This window comes from Brenneria populi, from assembly GCF_036016195.1.
GTDB classification, from domain to species: domain Bacteria; phylum Pseudomonadota; class Gammaproteobacteria; order Enterobacterales; family Enterobacteriaceae; genus Brenneria; species Brenneria populi.
The window spans coordinates 158,574-168,237 of the sequence record NZ_JAYWTM010000022.1; the positions used below are offsets into that span (position 1 = coordinate 158,574).

The following is a 9,664-nucleotide window of genomic DNA, read 5'->3' on the forward strand; positions in this document are numbered from 1 at the left end:
AAGAATAATGGACGAGAAACGACTCACGCATTTACGGCAGTTAGAGGCCGAGAGTATTCATATCATCCGCGAAGTGGCGGCGGAATTCGGCAACCCGGTGATGCTGTATTCTATCGGCAAGGACTCCTCGGTTATGCTGCATCTGGCGCGCAAGGCGTTCTTTCCCGGATCGCTGCCGTTTCCGCTGCTGCATGTGGATACCGGCTGGAAGTTTCGCGAAATGTATCAATTCCGCGATCGCACGGCGCAGGCGTACGGCTGCGAGCTGCTGGTTCATCGTAATCCGCAGGGCGAAGCGCTGGGCATCAATCCGTTTATTCACGGCAGCGCCAAGCATACCGATATCATGAAAACCGAGGGATTAAAGCAGGCGCTGGATAAATACGGCTTTGACGCCGCGTTCGGCGGCGCGCGGCGCGATGAGGAAAAATCCCGCGCCAAGGAGCGCATTTATTCGTTTCGCGATCGCTTTCACCGCTGGGATCCGAAAAGCCAGCGTCCGGAGCTGTGGCATAACTATAACGGCCAAATCAACAAGGGCGAGAGCATCCGCGTCTTTCCGTTGTCCAACTGGACCGAACTGGATATCTGGCAGTACATCTACCTGGAGAATATCGAGATTGTGCCGCTGTATCTGGCGGCGGAGCGTCCGGTGCTGGAGCGCGACGGCATGTTGCTGATGGTGGATGACGATCGTATCGATCTGCAGCCGGGGGAGGCGATCGAGCAGCGTATGGTGCGTTTCCGTACGCTGGGCTGCTGGCCGCTGACCGGCGCGGTGGAGTCAAATGCGCAAACGCTGCCGGAAATTATCGAAGAGATGTTGATTTCCACCACCAGCGAGCGTCAGGGCCGGGCGATCGATCGCGATCAGGCCGGTTCAATGGAACTGAAAAAGCGTCAAGGGTATTTCTGAGGAGCCGTCGAATGAACCAGTTTGTTGAACAACAGAATGTGATCGCCAGGCAGATCGCGGAACAAGGGGGCGTGGAAGCCTATCTGCGCGCTCAACAGGATAAAACCCTGCTGCGTTTTCTGACCTGCGGCAGCGTCGACGACGGTAAAAGTACGCTGATTGGCCGTTTGCTGCACGATACCCGTCAGATTTACGAAGATCAGTTAACCACGCTGCATAGCGACAGCAAACGGCTGGGCACGCAGGGGGAAAAGCTGGATCTGGCCTTGCTGGTGGATGGCCTGCAGGCCGAGCGCGAGCAGGGCATCACCATTGATGTGGCTTACCGCTATTTCTCGACGGAAAAGCGCAAATTCATTATCGCGGATACGCCGGGGCATGAGCAGTACACCCGCAATATGGCGACCGGGGCGTCCACCTGCGAGCTGGCGATTCTGCTGATCGACGCGCGTAAAGGCGTCTTGGATCAGACCCGGCGTCATAGTTTTATCGCGACCCTGCTGGGGATCCGCCATCTGGTGGTGGCGGTGAATAAAATGGATCTGGTGGGCTATCAGCAGTCGGCGTTTGAGCAGTTTAAGCAGGACTATCTGGATTTCGCCCGGCAGCTGCCTGCCGATCTGAATATTACTTTCGTGCCGATCTCCGCGCTGGACGGCGATAACGTCGCCAGAGCGAGCGACGCCATGAGCTGGTACCCAGGGCCGACGCTGCTGGACGTGCTGGAAAACGTCAATGTGGCGCAGCGCAGCCTTGAGCTGCCTATGCGCTTTCCGATTCAGTATGTGAACCGCCCCAACCTCGATTTCCGCGGCTACGCCGGGACGCTGGCGTCGGGCGTGGTCCGCGTCGGGCAGCGGGTGAAGGTATTGCCGTCGGGCGTTGAGTCCAGCGTCAGCCGCATCGTCACCTTTGACGGCGACCTGCAACAGGCGCAGGCCGGCGAGGCGATTACGCTGGTGCTGGCCGATGAGATCGACATCAGCCGCGGCGATCTGCTGGTGGACGCCGCGGAAAGCCTGAAGGCGGTGCGCAACGCGCTGGTGGATGTGGTGTGGATGGCGGAACAGCCGCTGGTGCCGGGCCAGAGCTATGACATCAAGATCGGCGGCAAGAAAGCCCGCGCGCGGGTGGAAAATATTCAGTATCAGGTTGAGATCAACACCCTGACGCAGCGGGTAACGGAAAACCTGCCGTTGAACGGCATCGGCCTGGTCCAACTGACGTTTGATGAACCGATGGTGCTGGATAATTATCAACAGAACCACGTTACCGGCGGCATGATCTTTATCGATCGTCTTAGCAACGTCACGGTGGGCGCGGGGCTGGTACGGGAAACCATTGAACAGAGCTATCAGGAGCCGGGCGCCTATAGCGCGTTCGAACTGGAGCTGAATGCCCTGGTTCGCCGCCACTTCCCGCACTGGGGCGCGCGTGACCTGCTGGGAGGGAAGTAACGTGTCGCAACGTCATCCATCGCCGCCCGGCGATGAAAATATCGTGTGGCACCCGCACGCGGTGTCGCGTCGCGAGCGCGAGCGCCTGCATCGCCATCAGGGCGTGGTTATTTGGTTTACCGGGCTGTCCGGCTCGGGTAAATCGACCCTGGCCGGGGCGCTGGAGCAGGCGCTGCATCTCCAGGGGGTCAGCACCTATCTGCTGGACGGCGATAATGTCCGCCACGGATTGTGCCGCGATTTAGGCTTTAGCGACGCGGAACGGCGGGAGAATATTCGCCGCGTCGGCGAAGTGGCCAAATTGATGGTGGACGCCGGCCTGGTGGTGCTGACGGCCTTTATCTCGCCCCATCGCGCCGAACGGCAAATGGTGCGGGATCTGCTGGGAGAGGGGCAATTTATTGAAGTGTTCGTCGATACGCCGCTATCAACCTGCGAAGCGCGCGATCCGAAAGGGCTTTACAAAAAAGCGCGGGCCGGAGAGCTGCGTAATTTCACCGGCATCGATGCCGTCTATGAAGCGCCGGAGGCGCCGGATGTTCATCTGGACGGCGAACAATTGGTAACAAATTTAACCGACCGGCTGTTAGATCTGCTGAGCCAGCGAGCTATTATCAACCTCTGATCGCTTCGTCGCTCCCGCGCCCGTGCGGGAGGACGAAATTGAAGGGGAAAATTATGCAGAATGTCACTCAGTTGACGGTCGTCAAGACCGGCGCAATACGGGACGACGATGACGGCGTCTCGTATCTCTTTCTGGGAATCTGCGCCGGCTTCTCTTTCTACTGCCTGGCGTTCGCTATTCCTTTTCTGGTCTACGGCGCCAATACCGCGTTTTTCCTGATGCTGTACACCTGGCCGTTTTTTCTGGCGCTGATGCCGCTGTCGATCATCATCGGCGTGGCGTTCTGTTTTATGCTGGCGCAACGTATCTGGTACGCCTTGTCGGCAACCGGGCTATCGGTGATTTGCCTGTTCTGTCTGGTGTTCTCGTTCCTCGCCGGCTGGTGATAAATTCGCCCGACGGGCTGTCTGGACGGACATCGGTTTTATCCGACCGTCCGACTTTCGGCCGCAACGCTTTCGTACGCACGCTCGCCTGCTTCCGCACCCGCGCGCCGTTATTATTCGGTTGATGTCCCGCGGCGGCGCGAATATGTCATGTCGCTCCGCTCTTATTTCCGTCCTTCGAGGCGATTCTTGCCGCCGCGCCGCCAGACAGTGTGGAGTCGAAGCGAAAGTTATGGGATGATTAAGCGTTTTTTCAGGGGGCGGGATGGGAAAACTTACGCTGTTATTATTGATAATACTTGGCTGGCTTCAGTATTCGCTGTGGCTAGGGAAGAATGGTATTCATGATTATGTTCGGGTCAAAGACGACGTTGTCGTTCAGCAGGGGAATAATGCCAAGCTGAAAGCCCGTAACGAACAACTGTTCGCGGAAATCGACGATCTGGACGGCGGACAGGAAGCGATTGAAGAGCGCGCGCGCAATGAACTGGGCATGATCAAACCCGGTGAAAGCTTTTATCGTCTGGTTCCTGAATCCGGTTACCGTAACGCTACCGCCGCTCCGTCATCTTTACCCAACAATACGTCACGCTAACGCATGTTAAAACAGATTGCTTCTCTGCCTGAGGTCGTCGCTGTCTTACCTGCCGCCGGCAACGGCAGCAGGATGCGCAGCGCCTGCCCCAAGCAATACTTAACCATCGGCGACAAAACCATTCTTGAGCACGCGATTAGCGCCCTGTTGTCTCATCCCCGCGTTACCCGGGCGATCGTCGCCATCAGTCCTGACGATAGCCGTTTTCGAACCTTGCCTATTGCCGCCGATCCGCGCGTGAGCGCGGTGATCGGCGGTAAACAGCGCGCCGATTCGGTACTGGCGGGAGTCAATCATGCGGGCGATGCCGAATGGGTGCTGGTGCACGACGCGGCGCGCCCCTGCCTGCATCCAGACGATCTGGCGCGGCTGCTGAGCATTATCCCGCATAGTGATGCGGGCGGAATTCTGGCCTCTCCCGTCCGTGATACCATGAAACGCGGCGCGGGAATGGTGATAGAACATACGGTGGAGCGCAACGAACTGTGGCACGCCCTGACGCCGCAGTTATTCCCGCTCGCGCTACTGAAGGCCTGTCTGCAACGGGCGCTGCGCGACGGGACGACGGTGACGGACGAAGCCTCCGCGCTGGAGTATTGCGGCTATCATCCACAGCTGGTCAGCGGACGAGCGGACAACATCAAAGTCACGCGTCCGGAAGATCTGGCGTTGGCCGAATTCTATTTAACAAATTCACGGCATAGCTATCAGGCTGTTGACTAAGTCAGATATTCCTCGCCCGTTGACGGGGCTCGCCCTTCGGGCCGCCGCAAGCGGCGTTCAAAAACGCGCGCGTTTTTGTCGGGGGAAACACGGGGAGACGTTCCCGCAGGGACGCCCCGAGTATCTTGAGCTGACAGACGGGTCTGTCAGCAAACTACAGCATAGCTGTGCAATTAGGTAAACCCTATTCAAGTCATAAGGAGAACGCACGATGCGTATCGGTCACGGTTTCGATGTTCATAAATTTGGTGGCGAAGGTCCGCTGGTGATCGGTGGGGTGCGCATTCCTTATACTCAAGGTCTGCTTGCTCATTCCGACGGCGATGTCGTTTTGCATGCGGTGACGGACGCGCTGCTGGGCGCGGCCGCGATGGGCGATATCGGCAAACTGTTTCCCGATACCGATCCTGCGTTTAAAGGGGCCGACAGCCGCGCGCTGCTGCGCGAGGCATGGCGGCGCATCGCCGAAAAGGGTTATCGGCTGGGCAATCTGGACGTCACGATTATCGCTCAGGCGCCTAAGATGGCGCCCCACATTCCGCAAATGCGCGTCAATCTGGCGGAAGATCTGCAATGTCATATGGATGACGTGAACGTCAAGGCCACCACCACCGAACAGCTGGGATTTACCGGGCGCGGCGAGGGAATCGCCTGCGAATCCGTTGCGCTTCTGGTAAGAAATGAAGCGGGTGAAATCGTCGCATGGTAAATATGGAAAAGGGTGCAACGCTGACCTGGCTGCATGGCGAACCTCAGGCGTCGGGCGTGCTGAAGTCCAGCGCGGAAGATTTCACGGTGGTCGAGGATTTAGGGTTTCGGCCGGACGGCGAAGGCGAGCATATACTGGCGCGTATCCGCAAGCGCGGCTGCAATACGCAGTTTGTCGCGGAAGCGCTGGCGAAATTCGCCCGTCTGCCCCTGCGCGCGGTGAGCTATGCGGGGTTGAAAGATCGCCATGCGGTTACGGAACAGTGGTTTTGTCTCCATATTCCGGGGAAAGCTGCCCCCGACTTAAACGATTTCACGCTGGAAGGCTGCGAGGTGCTTGAATTCGCCCGCCATCGCCGTAAATTGCGTATTGGCGCACTGCAGGGCAACGCGTTTACGCTGGTGCTGCGCGAAATAAGCGAACGGGAAGCGGTGAATGCCCGTCTGCAACGGATTATGCAGGACGGCGTGCCCAATTATTTCGGCAGCCAGCGATTCGGCAAAAACGGCAATAATCTGGAGCAGGCCCGTCTCTGGGCAGATAATGCAATCCGGGTGAAAGAGCGCAATAAGCGCGGTTTTTATCTTTCCGCCAGCCGCAGCGCGTTGTTTAATCAGGTCGCCAGCGCGCGGTTGACGCAGCGGTTGGCGAAAACCGTTTTATGCGGCGACGCTCTGCAATTAACGGGGCGGGGCAGCTGGTTTGTCGCCCAACCTGATGAATTGCCGGTCTTGCAGGCGCGTGTGGACGGCGGTGAACTTCAGGTAACGGCGCCGCTGCCGGGCGACGGCGCGTTGGGCACGCAGGATGACGCGCAGGCTTTTGAACAGGAAAATCTTAGCGGTCAGGAAGCGCTGCTGTCGTTATTACGGCGCGAACGGGTCGAACCGGCCCGTCGCGCGATATTACTGTATCCGCAGCAGATGAGCTGGGCGTGGCACGACGACGCGACGGTTGAGCTGAAATTCTGGTTGCCGGCGGGAAGCTTCGCCACCAGCGTGGTGCGCGAAATCGTGAATTCGCGCCAGGACGTGGATATCAGCGCCTGATGTAACGCGGTTCCTTTTTCTTGAACGAATGCCGGCGACAACGATGACTGTGGCCGCAAATTTCACCCTGTGGGGGAAAATGAGCGTATCGACGACGGGGTTAACCAAAGCAGAGGTTAGCGGGGCATGGTAAATAAGCGTATGCAAACGCTGCTGGAGCTATTGCGTCAGCAGGGAATACAGGACGAGCGTCTGCTGCAGGCGATAGCCGCCGTACCCAGAGAACGTTTTGTTGACGAGGCTTTTGAGCATAAGGCCTATGAAAATACGGCGCTGCCGATAGGCTCCGGTCAAACGATTTCACAGCCTTACATGGTCGCGAGAATGACGGATCTGTTGCGCCTGACGCCGGTTTCCCGCGTCCTGGAGATCGGCACCGGTTCGGGCTATCAAACGGCGATTCTGGCGCATCTGGTGAAGCATGTCTGCTCGGTCGAACGTATTAAAGGACTCCAGTGGCAGGCGAAACGCCGGCTTAAACAGCTCGATTTGCATAATGTGTCTACCCGTCACGGCGACGGCTGGCAGGGGTGGGCGTCGCGCGGGCCCTTCGATGCGATTATCGTGACGGCCGCGCCTCCTGAGATCCCGCGCGCGCTGCTGGAACAGTTGGATGAGGGCGGCGTAATGGTTCTGCCGGTTGGCGAGCAATCGCAAATGTTACAGGTGGTTAAACGGCACGCGGGAGAATTTATTATCCAAGCGGTTGAAGCAGTTCGGTTTGTTCCGCTAGTAAAAGGCGAATTAGCCTGATAGGGTTGCCGCGACGCGCGCTGCCGTCGGAAATTTAAGATTTCATACAACTGGTTTATGGTATGAACGTGCTGATATTGCTAGCATCAGATAAGGATTTTGTCTCTCCGATGTCGCTTATGCGTCCGGGATGAAGAAACGGCGATCTTTCTCATTCCAACCGTCGAAAAATACCTGAACTCAGCTACGCTACAATGGATATGAGCCACAAATGTCTGAACTGATTACTGAATTTTATAGCTATAGGGGAGTAAGGCGCATGGGAAGCCGAAAGATGAATTTGCGTCAGATCGCTGTTTGTACGATGGTTGTCTTAGGGTTGGCAGGATGCTCTCACGATAATACGCAATCCGCGCCGATCAGCAGCGTCGGCGGAAGTTCGGGCGGCGGCAGAAGCGGCGCGATCTCCACTCCTCCCTCGCAGATAACGGCATCCTCCGGGCCGCAGGTCGCCACCCGCGACGGCCGCATCGTTTATAACCGCAGTTACAACAATATTCCGAAAGGCAGCTACAACGGCGGAAATACCTATACGGTCAAGCGCGGCGACACGCTGTTTTATATCGCCTGGATCACCGGCAACGATTATCGGGATCTCGCCCAGCGCAATCATATTCCAGAGCCCTATAGCCTGAATGTCGGGCAGACGCTGAATCTCGGCAACACCGCGCCAGGCGGCATAAATAACAGCGGCGGCGGCATGTTGGCGAAAACGGACTCGGCTTCGGGCGGCGTACCGGTGCCGCCGTCTATGCCGGCCGCCTCTTCTACGCCTGCGAATAGTCAAATACAAACTATGCCGGTTGCTTCTCAGTCGACTAACGCGTATTCTGATAATTCGGGTAAACAGAATGTAGGTAAGATGTTACCTACGGCAGGGGCAGCAGCAACCGCTCCTGTTACCGCACCGGCGGCTGTTGCCAGCAGCAATACCGCTGCTGTCGGCAGCTGGCGTTGGCCCACCGATGGGAAAGTCATAGATAGTTTCTCCGATTCGGAAGGAGGAAACAAAGGGATTGATATCGCCGGCTCGCGTGGGCAATCCGTTGTCGCTACCGCCAGTGGGCGTGTGGTTTATGCGGGCAACGCTTTGCGCGGTTACGGTAATCTGATAATCATCAAGCATAATGATGACTACCTAAGTGCCTACGCTCATAATGAAAGCATGCTGGTCCGGGAGCAACAAGAAGTCACGGCGGGGCAGAAAATAGCTACTATGGGTAGCACCGGTACCAGTTCAGTTCGTTTGCATTTTGAAATTCGTTACAAGGGGAAATCCGTAAACCCGCTGCGTTTTCTTCCGCAGCGATAAATCGGGCAGAGTATTTCGGTATTCTGCCATGGGATCACGGGTAGGAGCCACTTATGAGCCAAAATACGCTGAAAGTTAACGAGTTACATGAAGATGCTGATTTTGAAGAGAATGGACTTGGCGTTTTTGAAGATAAAGCGCTGGCAGAGGACGATACCAGTGATAATGATTCGGCGGAAGACGAGTTATTATCACAAGGGATTCCGCAGCGCGTTTTAGATGCGACTCAGCTCTATTTGGGAGAAATTGGTTATTCACCGCTTTTAACTGCTGAAGAAGAAGTCTATTTTGCCCGGCGCGCGCTGCGCGGCGATATGCCGTCGCGTCGCCGGATGATCGAGAGTAACCTGCGGCTGGTGGTAAAGATCGCCCGCCGTTACAACAATCGCGGTCTGGCGTTATTGGATCTGATTGAAGAGGGTAATCTTGGTCTGATCCGGGCCGTTGAGAAATTCGACCCGGAGAAAGGGTTTCGTTTTTCAACCTACGCCACGTGGTGGATTCGACAGACCATAGAACGGGCGATCATGAATCAAACCCGAACGATTCGTCTGCCGATCCATATCGTAAAAGAACTCAATGTTTACCTGCGTACCGCACGCGAGCTTTCTCATAAACTGGATCACGAGCCAAGCGCGGAGGAGATTGCCGAACAGCTCGATAAGCCTGTCGATGACGTTAATCGCATGCTGCGTCTGAATGAGCGAATTACCTCCGTCGATACGCCGCTGGGCGGTGATTCGGAAAAAGCGCTGCTGGATATTCTGGCGGATGAAAAAGACAACGGCCCGGAAGATACCACGCAAAATAATGATATGAAACAGAATATCGTTAAGTGGCTATTCGAACTGAACGCTAAGCAGCGTGAAGTCTTGGCGCGTCGTTTTGGTCTGTTGGGATATGAAGCGGCTACGCTGGAGGATGTCGGCCGCGAGATTGGTCTGACGCGCGAGCGCGTCCGGCAGATTCAGGTCGAAGGCCTGCGTCGCCTGCGGGAAATTCTCCAGGTGCAAGGGCTGGATATTGAAGAGTTGTTTCGCGAGTAATGCCGCCGGCAGGTGACATGGAAATAAAAATGGTGGGATATCCCACCATTTTTTATGGATCTATCGCCGCCGCGCAGAGGCGTTTTCGGCCCC

At 56.7% G+C, this 9,664-nt stretch carries 11 protein-coding genes; all 11 read left to right on the top strand.

Annotation, left to right across the window (positions count from 1 at the left end):
• Positions 1-7 precede the first annotated feature (7 nt).
• The 11 genes from cysD to rpoS all read left to right on the top strand — a co-directional run bounded on the left by cysD (position 8) and on the right by rpoS (position 9,571).
• Positions 8-916, top strand: a complete 909-nt coding sequence (gene cysD, locus VSX58_RS18030; protein WP_327619295.1) for a sulfate adenylyltransferase subunit CysD — start codon at positions 8-10, stop codon at positions 914-916.
• Between the two features lie 11 nt (positions 917-927).
• Complete coding sequence (gene cysN / locus VSX58_RS18035) at positions 928-2,373, top strand: sulfate adenylyltransferase subunit CysN (protein ID WP_327619296.1); 1,446 nt, start codon at positions 928-930, stop codon at positions 2,371-2,373.
• A complete protein-coding gene (cysC, locus tag VSX58_RS18040) occupies positions 2,312-2,998 on the top strand; it encodes an adenylyl-sulfate kinase (protein WP_327619297.1) in 687 nt (228 codons plus the stop codon). The genes cysN and cysC overlap by 62 nt, the downstream gene beginning before the upstream one ends.
• Positions 2,999-3,051: 53 nt before the next feature.
• A complete protein-coding gene (locus VSX58_RS18045) occupies positions 3,052-3,384 on the top strand; it encodes a DUF3561 family protein (protein ID WP_327619298.1) in 333 nt (110 codons plus the stop codon).
• Between the two features lie 265 nt (positions 3,385-3,649).
• Complete coding sequence (gene ftsB, locus VSX58_RS18050; protein ID WP_327615914.1) at positions 3,650-3,979, top strand: cell division protein FtsB; 330 nt, start codon at positions 3,650-3,652, stop codon at positions 3,977-3,979.
• A 3-nt stretch (positions 3,980-3,982) separates the two neighbouring features.
• Positions 3,983-4,702 (top strand): 2-C-methyl-D-erythritol 4-phosphate cytidylyltransferase, encoded by a 720-nt coding sequence (gene ispD, locus VSX58_RS18055; RefSeq protein ID WP_327619299.1) that lies wholly within the window; start codon positions 3,983-3,985, stop codon positions 4,700-4,702.
• A gap of 211 nt (positions 4,703-4,913) precedes the next feature.
• Complete coding sequence (ispF, locus tag VSX58_RS18060) at positions 4,914-5,411, top strand: 2-C-methyl-D-erythritol 2,4-cyclodiphosphate synthase (RefSeq protein ID WP_327615916.1); 498 nt, start codon at positions 4,914-4,916, stop codon at positions 5,409-5,411.
• Positions 5,412-5,413: 2 nt separating this feature from the next.
• Entirely contained in the window at positions 5,414-6,460 is a 1,047-nt protein-coding gene (truD, locus tag VSX58_RS18065; RefSeq protein ID WP_327619300.1) for a tRNA pseudouridine(13) synthase TruD, read from the top strand.
• 126 nt (positions 6,461-6,586) lie between these two features.
• Positions 6,587-7,213 (top strand): protein-L-isoaspartate(D-aspartate) O-methyltransferase, encoded by a 627-nt coding sequence (locus tag VSX58_RS18070; RefSeq protein ID WP_327615918.1) that lies wholly within the window; start codon positions 6,587-6,589, stop codon positions 7,211-7,213.
• Between the two features lie 259 nt (positions 7,214-7,472).
• Positions 7,473-8,525, top strand: coding sequence for a murein hydrolase activator NlpD (gene nlpD / locus VSX58_RS18075; protein WP_327619310.1), 1,053 nt, complete (start codon positions 7,473-7,475; stop codon positions 8,523-8,525).
• A 53-nt stretch (positions 8,526-8,578) separates the two neighbouring features.
• Positions 8,579-9,571, top strand: coding sequence for an RNA polymerase sigma factor RpoS (gene rpoS / locus VSX58_RS18080; RefSeq protein WP_327615919.1), 993 nt, complete (start codon positions 8,579-8,581; stop codon positions 9,569-9,571).
• The last annotated feature ends 93 nt before the right edge of the window (positions 9,572-9,664 follow it).